We start from the raw sequence: 14,067 nt of genomic DNA on the forward strand, positions 1-14,067 counted from the left end.
CACCTCGATGAGAATTCCTCCACCGTAGGCGGGTCTGCAACGCGTCCTCGGCCGGGCCCGAGTTGCGGTCTGCAGTTGTGGTGCGTCTACGGCGGCCACCACGCGGACGACAGTGAGTTCACCACCCCGCAGCAGTTGGAGCGCGCCAAGAAGTGGGGTCCACCATGCCCTGACCACCTTCCGTCAATTCACCACAACCGGGCTGAATGTAAGTAGGTATGCACTGACCGAAGGTTGGCCTGCTCGAAATGTTTCGGTCCCCACGGCCCCGCCGGGCCGGCCGGAGGTGATGTGCCGGCGGCCTTGGAGCGGGGCGAATCCGCGTTCGCCGAGGCAGCGCGGGGTGCCGTCGGGTCGGTGGACCGAGCCGCGCGGCTATTCGGACGGTTGCCGCCGTCCTGCATCGCGGGCGCGGTGGTGCATGCGCTCGCCCCGGCGGCCGAACAGGCTGAGGAGCTCCACCGGCGCCTCGCCGGTGCTACCGAACCAGTGCGGCAGCCGGGTGTTGAACTCGGCCGCCTCGCCGGGGTCCAGCACCAGGTCATGGGTGGACAGCACCAGCCGCAGCCGCCCGGACAGCACGCACATCCACTCGTAGCCCTCGTGCGTGCACAGCTCGGGGGTGTCGCGGTGGGCCGGGACCACCATCTTGTACGTCTGCAGCGGGCCGGGCTGCCGGGTCAGCGGCAGCACGACGTTGCCGTCCACCGACCGGGGGCGCAGATGGATGCGCGGGTCGCCCATCTCGGGGACGCCGACCAGCTTGTCCAGTGGCACCTGGTACGCCTGCGCGATCGGCAGCAGCAGCTCCAGCTTGGGACGGCGCCCGCCCGACTCCAGCCGGGACAGCGTGCTCTTGGAGATGCCGGTGGCCTCAGACAGCGCCGACAGCGTCAGGCCGTGCTGCAGCCGCAACCGGCGCAGCCGGGGGCCGACCTCCGACAGGGCCCGATTGATCGCGGGTATCTGGTCCACTGGCTCATTACATCCACTCTTCTTGGGCTTTGACAACGACAGCGTGCGAAAGTTTCCCGGGTCTGTAAACGGCGAAGCGGCAGGGAGGGCAGCGGAGCTCGCGGAGGATCCGCCAGAGTGCTGGCGCGTTCGCCCGGCGGCGCAGGTGAGCGTGCTGGTCGGCGTCCTGTCTTGCCCTGTACGGGGTGATCAGCGGTTCGCCCGCGCGTGATACCCCTTGTCGGCCAGCCGGCACTGGCGGGCCGGCGGCGCGCCGTAGACCCCGGATGCGGGCCGGGAAACGCGCCCGAGACCCGTCCGATGTCGGCGCCTGGGGTAGCGATGACCTGCGGATTCATCCTCGTGGTGCCGATGCTCTCCGGAAGCGAAAGGCCGGTCGGCGGCCAAGCGGTCGAGCGCGATCAGGGTGCCGTCCAGCACCAGGAACCCCCAGCCCGTCCCAGGCGGCCTCGCGCGGACGATGTGCGGTTTCGGGAAGCGGGGTCGCCAGCAGTTCGCCCCCGAGCCCGGCGAACGTCTCGCCCTTGCGCAGGCGGCCTGCTGAAGCCGTGGACCGGGGGAGCCTTCGTGCTGTACGCCGCGGCCTCGGCCGCGTTCCTGAGCCATCCGCGGGTCTCGGTCCTCACCACCGTTGTCCCGAACAGAACAGAAAGTCAGCGGGCGTTCGCGGCCCGGCGCCGGGGTTTGACCCGAACGTGGACGCGTTCTCCCTGCCGACCGAAAAGGCTGAGAATCTCAGCGGCACCCTCGCCGAGGGTGCCGAACCAGTGCGGCACCAGGGTGTCGAACTCGGCGACCTCCCCCGGCCCCAGCATCATGTCCTGCTCGCCCAGCACCAGCCGCAGCCGCCCGGACAGCACGTACATCCACTCGTAGCCCTCGTGCGTGCACAGCTCGGGCTTCGCCCGTACCGCCGGTACGACGATTTTGAACGCCTGCAGCGGCCCGGCCTGCCGGGTCAGCGGCAGCACGATCTTGTCGTGCACCCGCAGCGGCCGGGCCCGCACCCGCGGGGCGCCGACCTCGGTCGACCCGATCAACTCGTCCAGCGGCACCTGGTACGCCTGCGCGATCGGCAGCAGCAGCTCCAGGCTGGGCCGACGCTGCCCGGTCTCCAGCCGGGACAGCGCGCTCTTGGAGATTCCGGTGACCGCGGACAGCGTTGCCAGCGTCACGTTCCGCTCCGCGCGCAGCCGCTTGAGCCGCGGTCCGACCCCGTCCAGCGTCTCGGTGATCGGCGTCGACCCCTCCATGGCCCACATTCTGCTCCGCTGTCGCCGAACCGGCAACAAACGTTGTCTTGGGCCTACTTCTCCGCCACCCTTCCCAGCAAGTCGTATCCCGCGCCCGAGGTGATCCCCATGACCGACACGAGCAGTCACGAGTTCGACCACGACGTGATCATCATCGGTGCCGGTGCGGCCGGGCTCAACGCGGCTCTGGTACTCGGCCGGGCTCGCCGCCGGGTGGCGGTCATCGACGCCGGGATGTCGCGCCACGCGCCGGTAGAGCACACCTACGGGTACCTGTCCCGCGACGGGATCTGCCCTGACGCGCTGCGCCGGCTCGGCAGCACCGAGGTGGCCGGGTACGGGGTCAAGCTGATCGAGGCCGCGGTGGAACGCGTCGAGCCTGAGTTCCTGGTGCATCTGACGGGCGGGCCGGTGCTCACCGCCCGCCGGGTGCTGGTGGCCGCCGGGCTGCGCGACATGCTGCCCGACATTCCCGGCGTGCGCGAGTGCTGGGGCAAGGATCTGGTGCACTGCCCTTACAGCCACGGCTGGGAGGTCGCCGACCGGCCGGTCGGGGTGCTGGGCGGGCACCCGGACGCGGTGGAGCTGGCCCAGCTGGTCCGCCAGTGGTCGGCCGACGTGACCTTTTTCCGGCACACCGGCACGCTGAGCGAGTACGAGCTGGAGAGCCTGACCGCGCGCGGGATCCGGGTACTGGACGGCGAGGTCCGCCGACTGGTGGTCGAGCGGGGCCGGCTGCAGGGCGTCGAGCTGGCCGCCGGCGCGGTGTTCCGGCGCGCGACCCTGTTCGTCTGCCCCTGGCCGGTGCCGCGCGACGAGCTGCTGGTCCAGCTGGGCTGCCTGACCGGCGACAACGGCCGGGTGGTGACCGACGGCACCGGACAGACCAGCGTGCCCGGCGTGTGGGCGGCGGGCAGCGTGGTGGACCCGCTGGCCCTGATGGTGACGGCTGCCGGGCAGGGCGCCGCTACGGCCACCGCGATCAACTTGGACCTGGTACAGGAGGACGTCGTCCGCGCGCTGGTGTCGCACCGCATCGCTTCCTCGCCGTTCAGCCTGTGACGCACCCGTGCGGAACACACATTCCGACTGCCCACGCGATTTCTGAACGCCGATGCCTGTTGCCGTTTCCGGGACGATCACTGGTGACGAGGATCGGCATGTGCAATCCTGTCCCGAAGATATGGCACGCAAGGAAGTAAGGCCCATAATTCGGTCGCCCGCAATCTTTCCCGTCGCACCACCCTTACCGCGACGCACCGTTCCGCGCCCAGTCGGGCCGACTTGACGGAAGGGGCCTCGAAACGGCTGGACTCCACCCCCGCCGGAGCAGCATCGCGCGATGACCGAAACAGATTCGACAGGAGTTCACCGGCGTTCTGGACGACCTGACGCGCCAGGACGAGAGTGTGCCAGGACCCTATTCTGGGCCCTGACATCGGTGGACGATGCGCCCCTCCGAATCAGAGCGATACTCCAGGAGCGAAGCCCACCATGGACCGCACCGTCAACGAACCGCCTCGCCCACCGTTCTCGGTTCCGTCTCCTCCGGCGCGCGGATCACAGCCGCATAATCACTCCTCCACTCCATTTGGCAAGCAATTGGTCGGTCTTGACCAAGAGTTACGGACGATAACCGGCATGTTGGATGCGGCCCTCTCCGGACAGGGGGCGGTCGCACTGGTCGAGGGTTTCATGGGAGTGGGAAAGACGGCGCTCCTCTGCCGCGCTCACCAACTGGCTCGGCAGCGCGGCATTCTCGTGCTGTCGGCCACCGCGGCGCGCACCGAGCAGCGTTTCCCGATGGGCGTCGCGCACCAGCTGATGGCCGGCATGGGCTCCACGGAACTGTCGCTGCGACCGCCGGTGATCCGGCAGTCGCCCGGCGATCGGCTCTCGCTCAGCGACTACCGCGAACTCGCCGACTCGGTCGCCTCACTGCGGCGGGCGAGCCGCCGCAACGCGCTGCTCCTGACCGTCGACCACCTGCACTGCACCGACCCCGAGACGCTGCTGTGGCTGGGCTTCCTGGGCCGCCGCATCGACGACATGGCCGCGGTGCTCCTGGTCAGTCGGCGCAACGGCGAGCCGGGCTGCCCGCACACCTGGGAGGAGTTCGTGGAGAACGTCCGTCCCGACCGGCTGCTGCAACTCAACGACCTCAAACCCGCGACGGCGCTGGCGCTGACCGACTCGCTCGGCATCCTGGAACCCGAGCTCCGCACGCGGCTCGTCGCCGACAGCGGCGGGAACCCCTACCTGCTCACCGAGCAGGGGATGGCCTTGGTCAACCGGGCCGTACCGTGCGAGGACGGGTACCTGTCGACCGTCTACGAACACGCGCTCGACTCGGCCCGGATGATCAACGTCCGAGAGCGGGCGCTCTGCCTCATCAGGCGGATGGGCGAGCCCGCGCTGCGCGTCGCGTACGCGGCCAGCGCAATGGGCGGGTCCTGCGCCGACACCGAGCTCATCGCCGAGCTGAGCGCGCTGCCGGTGGAGGAGACGTACGAGGCGTACGACCAGCTTGGCGGGGCCGGGCTGCTGAACAGGGACGGCCTGTCCCTGCGGCACCCGCTGCTGTCCCACCTGTTCTACCGGAGCCTCCCCTACGTCGACCGTGTCCGTTACCACCGGACGGCGGCCGGCTGGCTGCACCGGCGGGGCCGCGCCTCCGAGAGCGTCTCGGCGCACCTGCGGGAGATAGGGCGGGTGGATGAGCCCTGGATGTCGACGCATCTGATCGACTCGGCGGCGAGCCTGATCCCCCGATCTCCCAGAAAAGCGCTCGAGCTCATCGACAAGGCATCCTCCGGCGACGTTTCCGAGCAGGTGTGCTTCCGCACCGAACGGCTGCGGGCACGGGCGTTGCTGGAGCTGGACCTGCCGAAGTCCGCGCAGGTGCAGGCGGAGCTCACGGCCGTCACCGACGGGCGAGAGCCTGGCCTGGACGACATGCTTCGATTCGCCGACACGCTGTTGCGGTTGGACCGTCCACGACAGGCGAGGGACATTCTGGAACGGACCGCAGCCGACCTCCACCCCGGCGACCAATGGCCCTTGGGACGGGTGCGGAGCCTGCTCGCGCACGCCCGGCTGCACGACTCCCCTCTCGACGAGGAACCATTGGAGGTCGGCCGGCTCGAGGGGGTGGCCCTGCTGCGCACCGCACGTGGTGAGGACGCACCCGCCGTGCAGCGGATCGCGCGCAACTTCCTGGCCCCGCCGCGCGCTCCGTACGGTTCCCCCGCCTGGTACCGGATCGTGCTCGCGTGCCTGTGGGCCGGCGGCTTCGACCTGGCGCGCCAGCACCTCGACGCGGAGGTCCAGCTCTCGCGGACGGAGGGTCCGCTGCCCCGGCTGGCGGAGGCACTGTCCGTGCGGAGCCTGCTGCAGTTGCAGCGCGGTCGTTTGGACAGCGCCTGGAACGACGCCACCCGGGCGTCGAAGATCCTGGCGGGGATCGGCGCGGACCGCTACCACGCGGGCGCGCTCGCCCGGAGCGTGCGCATCGAGGTGATGCTAGAGCACGACCAGCTCAGCCAGCTCAGCCAGTTACTCGAGTCCGACCTGCCGCTGGGGGGGCCCCGGCTGACCTTCTGGCAGCTGCACCTGCTGCACAGCGCCGCGCGGGCGCTGGGGAAGCTGGGTAGGCCCCGGCAGGCGCTGCACGTGCTCGCCCATTGCATCGCCGACCTGGGCGCCCGGAACATCCGTAATCCAGCAATCATCCCCTGGCGGTCCACCAAGGCGCTGCTGCACGTCGGGTTGGGCGAGGACTGCCAGGCGTGGCGGCTGGCGCGGGATGAGGTGGAGCACGCGGAACGCTGGGCCGCGCCGTTCGCGCTGGGGCGAGCGCTACTGACCATGGCGGAGGTCAGTTCCGGGGAGGAGGCCCTGCGGTTCGCCTGCCGGGCGGCGCACGTCCTCCAGGAGGACAACACCTCCCTGTTGCTCGCGTACGCGCTCCACAAGGCCGGTCGTGCCCGGCAAGAGACCGGCGACCTGCCCCGGGCGCGCGAGCTGCTGCGCCGCGCCAACGAGGTGGGGGTCTCCCTCGGGGCCGTCGGGCTGGTGCGCCTGACGCGGAGCGCGTTGCGTGCGGCCGGCGGGCGCCCCGACACCAACCAGAGCTCGGTCACGTCACTGCTGACGACCCGGGAACGCCAGGTGGCCGAGCTCGCGGGCCGGGGCCTGAGCAACCAGCGCATCGCCGAGGTGCTGTTCGTGACCCGGCGCAACGTCGAGTCCCACCTGACCAACGTCTACCGCAAGCTGCGCATCGACGGCCGCAGCGACCTGGCCAGGTTCTTCCCTCCCGACCCCGCTTCCACCGACGGCCCCGGCCGGCCCATGGCCGGGCAGGTATGGGCGAGCTGAACATCCCGCGCGCGTTTCGATTTCGGCAACGAATTTTGCGGGTTCCGGACCCCCGGGCCCATGCTGACGACCGGAGGTGGTCCCCGTGATCGAGTCCCGTACCCGCCACGAGTATGACGTCACCGTCATCGGCGGCGGTCCCGGCGGCCTCAGCGCCGCCCTCGTCCTAGCCCGGTCCTGTCGCGCGGTCACCGTCATCAACAGCGGCGTCCCGCGCAACAGCCCGTCCCCTCACATGCACGCCTACCTCACCCGGGACGGAATGACCCCGGACGCGCTGATCGAAACCGGACGCGCCGAGGCCGCCCAGCACGGCGCCAGGTTCCTCGACGCGCACGTCCAGGACATCGAACCCCTGACGGCGCGGTCCGACGACGTCCCCGGCGTCCACCCCGGCTTCGCCCTCCACCTGGACGGTGGCGTCACGGTCACCACCCGCCGCGTCATCCTCGCGACCGGGCTGCGCGACGAACTCCCCGACATCCCCGGCCTCCGGCAGCGGTGGGGCAAGGACGTGCTGTTCTGCCCCTACTGCCATGGCTACGAGGTCCGCGACCGGCAACTCGCCGTACTCGGCACGCACACCAGCTCCGTCGACCAAGCCCTCCTGGTGCGCCAATGGAGCAAGGACATCATCTACCTCCCGCACGCCGATCCGATCACCGACGAGCAACACCGCACGCTCCGGGCGCGCGGAATCCACGTCGCCGACGGGCTCGTCAAGCGCCTGGTCGCCGAGGGCGATCGCGTCCAGGGCATCGAACTGGACGACGGCACCTCGGTGCCGTGCGACGCCGTCTTCGTGTTCCCCCACATGGTCCCCAACGACGGGCTGCCTGAGCGGCTGGGCTGCGAGCGCAACGCCCAGGGCTGGGTCGTGACCGAGCCCAGCCAGAAGACCACCCGGGACGGCGTCTACGCGGTCGGCAATCTGGTCGACCCCCGGGCCCAGGCCATCGTCGCCGCGGGGCACGGCGCCACCGCCGCGTTCCACCTCAATCACGAGCTCGTCGACGAGGACACCGCCATCGACCTGCACCGCCACGCGACCCACACGTCCGCGAACGCGGACCGCTGAGACGTTCCGCCGGAGCACGGTGGGGGACCGCCGACACCCGGCGTGCCCCGACGACTCCGGCAGGGATCGGTCCAGGCACCCGTAGAAAGAAAAGCCGTCCGGGCACCCGGAATTGAGAGGGGCCCGGGCGCATCGTCTGGGCAGAGAAGCGGAACCGCGCAGGGACTCGAACGAGTTTGTTGCTGTTTCCGGGACCATCCCTGGCCGACGAACGCGAGGCCGCATAGTCTGCCGATCGTATTGCCCAATCGGGAGCACCGGAGAACCGGGGTAAAGATGAATGCGCAAAAAGGTCTAGAGAGCCGAAACTTCGATGTCGTCATAGCCGGAAATGGCGTCCTGGGAATGTCGCTCGGGCTGGTTCTCGCGCGGCGTGGACAGCGGGTCGCGGTGCTGGGGGAGCCGCACCGGCCGTGGGCGGGAACCGCCGCGGCGGGCGCCATGCTCGGCTGTTTCGGTGAGGTCACCACGTCACTGGTCAGCAGCGAGTACGGGAGGACCAAACTGGAGCTCGGGATCCGGGCCGGCCGGATGTGGCCCAGTTGGCTCGCGGAGCTGGAGGACGAGGCCGACGGGAATGGCATCAGGACCGCCGACGGAACCACCGTCATCCTCAACTCGATCGGAACCGCCGAGATCGACGATGCCAACTTCAACGCCATCCGCGCCGAACTCATCCGCTACGGCGAACCGTTCGAGGACGTTGATCCGCTCGACCTCGACTGGGTGGACGGCGAGCCGATCTCCCGCCCGCTGCGGGCGTTCCACGTTCCCGGCGAACACGCGGTGAACGCCGCCGCGCTCCTGGCACGGTTGGAGTCGGCGTTCGTGCAGGCGGGGGGCACTCTCGTCACCGACATGGCGACCGGGGTGGAGTATCAGGGCGACCGGGTCACCGGAGTGTTCGCGAACGGGGAGAGGCTCGGCGCCGGCCAAGTGGTGCTGGCCGCCGGCGCGCGCACCCAGCCGCTACTGGACACTCTTCCCGTCGGGCCCCGGATCCCACGGCTGGTCAGTGGCTACGGCGTCTCCGCCCTGGTCAAGACGGTGGACGGAACCTTGCCGCGGAGCGTCATCCGGACCCCCAACCGCTCCTTCGCCTGCGGTCTGCACCTGGTACCCCGCGGTGAGGGGGAGGTCTACATCGGCGCCACCAACATCATCTCCGTCGAGCCGCGCGAAATCCCCGAGATGCGGGACCTGATCTTCCTGCTGCAGTGCGCCCAGCGCCAGGTCCGCCGCAGCCTCTCGGTCGGCGGCGTGACCAAGATCCAGGTCGGGAACCGCCCGGTCTCCCTGGACGCCTTCCCGATCATCGGCGAGGGCGGGATGGACGGCCTGTGGATCATGACCGGGACCTACCGGGACGGCCTGCACCTGTCGCCGTTGCTGTCCCAGGAGATCGCGGCCCGGATGCTGGGTGAGGAGGGGGAGGCCGACCTGAGCCTGTTCCGCCCGGTGCGGCCGCCCGTGCAGGCGTGGAGCCGCGAGCGCATCATCGACGACGTGGTGGAGCACCAGATCGGGATCGGGTACGAGCAGGACTGGAAGCTCCCGGTGGAGTGGGATGAGTGGATCAAGATGGACCTGCGTCCGGCCACGGCCGCCTGGGCGGAGGAGATCGACCCGGAGATCACGCCGCCGCCGGAACTGCTGTTCACCTCCCGGTTCGTCCCGGACCTGGTCAAGATCCTTCGCGAGTACTACGCGGTGAGCCGCGAAGACGGCTGAACTCCGGTTACCCGGTCACCTACTGATACAAGGAGCTTTTGGTGTCGAGCGATACCGTCCCCCGAGCACACCTGCGCGAGTGGATCGGGCTCGCCGTGCTCACCTGCCCGGCCCTGCTGATCGGCGTGGACTTCACGGTGCTCCACCTGGTCCTACCGCATCTGGCCACGGCGCTGAAGCCCAGCAGCGTCGAGATGTTGTGGATCGTGGACATCTACGGTTTCGTCATCGCCGGGTTGCTGGTGCCGATGGGCGCACTCGGTGACCGGATCGGCCGGCGGAAACTGTTGTTGGTGGGCAGCTTCCTGTTCGCCCTGGCCTCCCTGCTGATGGCCTTCGCCACCGACCCGGCGATGGCGATCGCGGCGCGGGCGTTGCTGGGACTGACCGGCGCCACCCTCCTGCCCTCCACCCTCTCCCTCATCACGAACATGTTCCGCGACGACAACCAGCGCCGCCTGGCGATCGCGGTGTGGAGCAGCGCCTTCAGCATCGGCAACGCGGCCGGCCCGGCGATCGGTGGGGCGATGCTGGAGGCGTTCTGGTGGGGCTCGGCCTTCCTGCTGGCGCTTCCGGTCATGGTGGCGCTGTTGGTGCTGAGCCCGTTCGTGGTGCCCGAGTATCGCGATCCCGAGGCCAGCGGCCGGATCGACGCGACCAGTGTCGGGCTGCTCATGGCTTCGCTGCTCTCCATCGTGTACGGCATCAAGGAGATCGCCAAGGACGGCCCGGGTCTGCCGCCGTTGGTCGTGATCGCGGTAGGCGCCGCCGTCGGCGTCCTCTTCCTGCGCCGCCAGCGCAGGCTCGTGGACCCGCTGCTGGATCTGGCGTTGTTCGCCGACCGCCGGTTCAACGCCTCCATCGGCTCGCTGGTGATCTCGCTGTTCACTCTGGCGGCCTTCCAGTTCTTCCTGATGCAGTACCTGCAGTTGGTGCTGGGCCTGTCCCCGCTGGCGGCCGGGCTGTGGACGGTACCGGGCATGGTCGCCGGGGTGGCCGGAGCGCTGCTGGGCCCCGCGTTCACCCGTGTTCTCACCCCGCCCCAGGTCATCAGCGGCGGTCTCGCCGTGATGGCGGTCGCCCTCGCCTTCACCATCTGGACGGTGCCGGCACTCGTCCCCACCGTCATCGCCTTCATCGCGATGAACCTGGCGATCAACACCGTCTGGGCGCTCAGCTACGACCAGGTCCTGACCGTCGCGCCGCCGGAACGGGCCGGCACCGCCTCCGGAGCAGCCGAGACCGGCAACGAGCTGGGCGCCGCGCTGGCGGTGGCGCTGGCCGGCAGCCTCGGCACCGCCGTCTACCAGGCCAGGGTCACCGACTCGCTGCCGGCCGGGCTGCCACCGCGGGACGCCGACGCCGCCACGGACACGCTCGCCGGAGCCGTCTCGGTGGCCGAGCGGCAGCCCCCGGAGGTGGCCGCCCAGGTGCTGGAGGTCACCCGTGACGCCTTCACCTCCGGCATGCAGCTCGCCTCCGGTCTGCTCGCGCTGCTGTTGGCCGGAATGGCGGTCACCGTCGGTTTGCTGCTGCGCGGCCGATCCGCCGATGGCGATGCCGTACCCGCGGATGGCCCGCCCGCCGAGGATACGGTCCGTTCCTAACGGAATTGCGATATCGCCGCGTTCCTTATCAGATGGCCGCAGCAGTATGAACAATAGTGATCCTGGAATTCACCATGCATGAATTCCAGCGGGAGTATGCCTGGAGGGATCGTTCGTGCTGTACCGGGACTTCGACAGTCAGGAAGCGCTGGATGCCGAGTACGTGGTTGAGGAGAAGGTGGACATAGACGCCGTCCTCGCACAGTACGTGGCGCTGAGCAAGGCAGCGCGCTCGACGCTCGACACGCGCCTGGACCTCCGGTTCGGACCGACCCGCGACGAGCATCTCGACCTTTACCTGGCAGGCGGCGGGTCCGTTCCACGACCGGTGCTCGTGTTCGTGCACGGCGGGTACTGGCGCACACTGTCCAGCAAGGAGTTCGGGCTGGTGGCACCCGGGCCGGCCGCCCACGGCATCGATGTGGTGGTAACGAACTACTCGTTGGCGCCCAAGGTGGCCATCGACGAGATCACCAGGCAGAGCAGGGCGACCGTCAGATGGGTCTACGAGCACGCGGCCTCATGGGGCGGCGACCCGAACCGCATCTACGTCTCGGGCCACTCCGCCGGAGGCCAGCAGGTGGCCATGCTGCTGGAGACCGACTGGGTCGGGGAGTACGACCTGCCCGCCGACGTCATCAAGGGCGGCATCGCCGTCAGCGGGGTGTTCGACCTGCGCCCGCTCCCCTACACGGCACTGGCGCCGGCGTTGCAGCTCAGCCGCGGCACGATCGAACGACAGAGCCCCCTCCTCCGCGAACCACGGTTGGGCGCACCGCTCGTGGTCACATGGGGCGAGGCCGAGACCGCGGAGTTCCGCCGCCAATCCGAGGACTACATCGCCGCCTGCCGTGCCGCAGGCTGCGACGTGCACGCCCTTCCCCAGCCGGGCGTCGACCACTTCCAGGCCATCCTCGGCTTCAACACCGCCGACGGCGACCTCACCCATGCCCTCCTCGAGCAGATGAAACGTGACCCGGGGTCCCCCTGACCTCGGGTTCCCTTCACCAACAATCTCCCGAAGCAGGATCTCAAAGCATGCAGCCCGAGCTCGGCGAGGATGAAGGGACGCTCTGTGCCGGTTCAGAAATACCCCGCCGCACAGCGCTCACGGCTTGCCGGGCTTGGCTTCACCCCACCCCCAGATCGGGACGGTCTCCCGCTTGGACGGCGGGGCGTCCGGCTGCGAGTTGGCCATCGCCCGCCGCGAACCCCACTCGATGTACGCCACGAACGCCGACCGGAACTCCGGGTCGGCCGGCAGCCCGACGGTGTCGGCCGCCTCCAGCATCAGTTTCACCCAGCGTTTGCGCTGTTCCGGCTGGATTTTCTTGCCCTTGTGGCTGCCGATCATCCGCTTGAACCCGCCGAGCTCGTCGGTGTAGTCGGTGGGCCCGCCGAAGACCTCGGCCAGCCACATCGCGACATGGTGCGGATGGTCGTCGGACATGTACTGGAACAGCGGCGCGAGAAGCTCGTCCTTGCGCACGTGCCGGTAGAACTCCTCGGTGAGCCGGTCCAGCGCCTCGATGCCGCCCGCCCAATCATAGAGAGTCGGGGTCCCGTCGGTCGTCATGCCATCCCCTCGTGGTCGGCCCCGGCACGTGCCGGGGCGCCGGTCGGTACACCGTTGGGAGAGGCCAGCGCTCCCTCCACGATCTCGGCCACCCGCTCCGGTTCGGGCAGCGCCGGATGGGGGGCGCCGCGCCCCATCACGGGGTCGAAACCGGCGTGCCAGACCGGTTCCGGGACAAGGTGGCCGTCCTCTCTGATCTGGGCGACGTTCCGCTGGACGGCGGGCTTGCGCCACATGCTCGCCCCCATCACCGGGAACAGGACCACGGGGAAGTCCGCCGCGAGGATCACCGTCCCCAGCCTGGAGGGTGCCGCACCGGTGGCGGCGATGGCCAGCGTGTTCGCGGTGGCGGGCAGCACGGCCAGGATGTCGTGGTCGGCGACCAGGCGGGACGGCTTGTCGGTCGGCCAGTCCGCCGGTGACTCTCCGCTGACGACGCGGTCGGCGAAGAGCGCGACGGTCTCGGGCGGCAGGAACGCGGTCGCACTGTGGGTCATCAGGACGGTGTAGGTGCCACCGATCCGCTCCCGCATCGCGGACAGGTAGGCCGGCAGCCCGGGCGTGGCGATCGACCCGGTGGCGGCCACGAGTATGCGCTTTTCCCCTGGCCGTGGTACACGCTCTCGGCTCATAAGACAAAACTCCTAGAGAGGGGCCTTGTTTTCGCACGCCAGCATAAATAGTTGATCACGGAGTGTCCATGCCAAAGCCGGCCGGACGCTCAACTCTTCGGTCCCGTGCAGTCAAGTCTTCGGTCAATACTTCGGTCCAACCGCCTTGAGAATGCCCCGCGTCCCGTCCTATCTTCGCCCGCAGAAACGACACAATTATTCCGCCGGCCACTGCGTGAAAGGAAGACGGGGGCGTTATGGACAACCTTGCCGTCGAACCACAGGAGCGGACGTTCCGGCTGACCGACCTCCAGCGCGTCTACCTGATCGGGCGCAGCAAAGGATTAGCCCTGGGCGGGGTCTCCAGCCATCACTACCTCGAGTTCGAGCAGGCCGGGCTGGACGTGCCCAGGCTGGAGACGGCCCTGAACAAGGTGATCGCCCGCCACGACATGCTGCGGGCGTGCGTCACCTCCGAGGGTTCCCATCGGGTCAGCGCGGCGGTCCCGCCGTACCGGATCGCCACCGTCGACCTGAGCGGCCTGCCCACCGCGGACCGGGACGCCGGAATCCAGCGGATCCGTGACGAACTGTGCGAGCAGATGCTGCCGCCGGACCGGTGGCCACCGTTCGACATCCGCGCGGCCCTGGTCGACGGCGGGCGGGTCCGGCTGCACGTGAGCATGGACCTCCTGCTGGTCGACATCCGCAGCCTGCTGATCGTGCTGGCGGAATGGCGACGCTTCTACGACACCCCGGACTGGTCGCCCGAGCCACTGGAGCTGTCGTTCGGCGACTACCTGGTCCTCGAGGAAAAGGACCAGCGCGCCGAGGCCCAGGCCGCCGAGTACTGGAA

11 protein-coding genes and 1 pseudogene are annotated in these 14,067 nt (G+C 69.4%); 7 read left to right on the plus strand and 5 right to left on the minus strand.

What is annotated here, in order from left to right; translation table 11 throughout:
- Nucleotides 1-375: 375 nt before the first annotated feature.
- From E1264_RS00300 to E1264_RS00305, 3 genes and pseudogenes are all read right to left on the minus strand, one after another.
- On the minus strand, nt 376-975 hold the full coding sequence (locus E1264_RS00300) for a helix-turn-helix transcriptional regulator (RefSeq protein WP_132168289.1): 600 nt from the start codon (nt 973-975) through the stop codon (nt 376-378).
- 317 nt (nt 976-1,292) lie between these two features.
- Nucleotides 1,293-1,401 (minus strand): annotated as a pseudogene (locus E1264_RS45005) (IS5/IS1182 family transposase); the annotation flags it as partial.
- Between the two features lie 227 nt (nt 1,402-1,628).
- Nucleotides 1,629-2,228, minus strand: coding sequence for an XRE family transcriptional regulator (locus E1264_RS00305; RefSeq protein WP_132168291.1), 600 nt, complete (start codon nt 2,226-2,228; stop codon nt 1,629-1,631).
- A 108-nt stretch (nt 2,229-2,336) separates the two neighbouring features.
- Between E1264_RS00305 and E1264_RS00310 the strand changes: the two genes are divergently transcribed.
- The 6 genes from E1264_RS00310 to E1264_RS00335 all read left to right on the plus strand — a co-directional run bounded on the left by E1264_RS00310 (nt 2,337) and on the right by E1264_RS00335 (nt 12,015).
- The gene (locus E1264_RS00310) at nt 2,337-3,290 is read left to right on the plus strand and encodes an NAD(P)/FAD-dependent oxidoreductase (protein ID WP_132168293.1); all 954 of its coding nucleotides are present in this window, start codon (nt 2,337-2,339) and stop codon (nt 3,288-3,290) included.
- A 432-nt stretch (nt 3,291-3,722) separates the two neighbouring features.
- Nucleotides 3,723-6,608 carry a LuxR family transcriptional regulator gene (locus tag E1264_RS00315; protein WP_132168295.1) on the plus strand — a complete coding sequence of 962 codons (2,886 nt, stop codon included), beginning with the start codon at nt 3,723-3,725 and terminating at the stop codon, nt 6,606-6,608.
- A gap of 85 nt (nt 6,609-6,693) precedes the next feature.
- Nucleotides 6,694-7,686 carry an NAD(P)/FAD-dependent oxidoreductase gene (locus E1264_RS00320; RefSeq protein ID WP_243710663.1) on the plus strand — a complete coding sequence of 331 codons (993 nt, stop codon included), beginning with the start codon at nt 6,694-6,696 and terminating at the stop codon, nt 7,684-7,686.
- 276 nt (nt 7,687-7,962) lie between these two features.
- A complete protein-coding gene (locus tag E1264_RS00325; protein WP_132168299.1) occupies nt 7,963-9,417 on the plus strand; it encodes an FAD-dependent oxidoreductase in 1,455 nt (484 codons plus the stop codon).
- 41 nt (nt 9,418-9,458) lie between these two features.
- A complete protein-coding gene (locus tag E1264_RS00330; RefSeq protein ID WP_132168301.1) occupies nt 9,459-11,024 on the plus strand; it encodes an MFS transporter in 1,566 nt (521 codons plus the stop codon).
- A 115-nt stretch (nt 11,025-11,139) separates the two neighbouring features.
- Complete coding sequence (locus tag E1264_RS00335; RefSeq protein WP_165963894.1) at nt 11,140-12,015, plus strand: alpha/beta hydrolase; 876 nt, start codon at nt 11,140-11,142, stop codon at nt 12,013-12,015.
- A gap of 117 nt (nt 12,016-12,132) precedes the next feature.
- Here E1264_RS00335 and E1264_RS00340 read toward each other — a convergent pair whose 3' ends face one another.
- Both E1264_RS00340 and E1264_RS00345 read right to left on the minus strand, forming a co-directional pair.
- Nucleotides 12,133-12,600: a group II truncated hemoglobin gene (locus tag E1264_RS00340; RefSeq protein ID WP_132168305.1), complete on the minus strand. Its 468-nt coding sequence runs from the start codon at nt 12,598-12,600 to the stop codon at nt 12,133-12,135.
- Nucleotides 12,597-13,187 (minus strand): flavoprotein, encoded by a 591-nt coding sequence (locus tag E1264_RS00345; RefSeq protein ID WP_243710664.1) that lies wholly within the window; start codon nt 13,185-13,187, stop codon nt 12,597-12,599. The genes E1264_RS00340 and E1264_RS00345 overlap by 4 nt, the downstream gene beginning before the upstream one ends.
- 281 nt (nt 13,188-13,468) lie before the next feature.
- Between E1264_RS00345 and E1264_RS00350 the strand changes: the two genes are divergently transcribed.
- Nucleotides 13,469-14,067: condensation domain-containing protein (locus E1264_RS00350; RefSeq protein ID WP_243710665.1), on the plus strand; the 599-nt coding region annotated here is incomplete at its 3' end.

The organism is Actinomadura sp. KC216 (genome assembly GCF_004348535.1).
Lineage (GTDB): Bacteria > Actinomycetota > Actinomycetes > Streptosporangiales > Streptosporangiaceae > Spirillospora.

Bases quoted from the DNA above. Each gene is read 5' to 3' on its own strand.
- E1264_RS00315 (WP_132168295.1), top strand. From the start codon at position 3,723: ATGGACCGCACCGTCAACGAACCGCCTCGCCCACCGTTCTCGGTTCCG.
- E1264_RS00340 (WP_132168305.1), bottom strand. From the start codon at position 12,600: ATGACGACCGACGGGACCCCGACTCTCTATGATTGGGCGGGCGGCATC.
- E1264_RS00325 (WP_132168299.1), top strand. From the start codon at position 7,963: ATGAATGCGCAAAAAGGTCTAGAGAGCCGAAACTTCGATGTCGTCATA.
- E1264_RS00310 (WP_132168293.1), top strand. From the start codon at position 2,337: ATGACCGACACGAGCAGTCACGAGTTCGACCACGACGTGATCATCATC.
- E1264_RS00305 (WP_132168291.1), bottom strand. From the start codon at position 2,228: ATGGAGGGGTCGACGCCGATCACCGAGACGCTGGACGGGGTCGGACCG.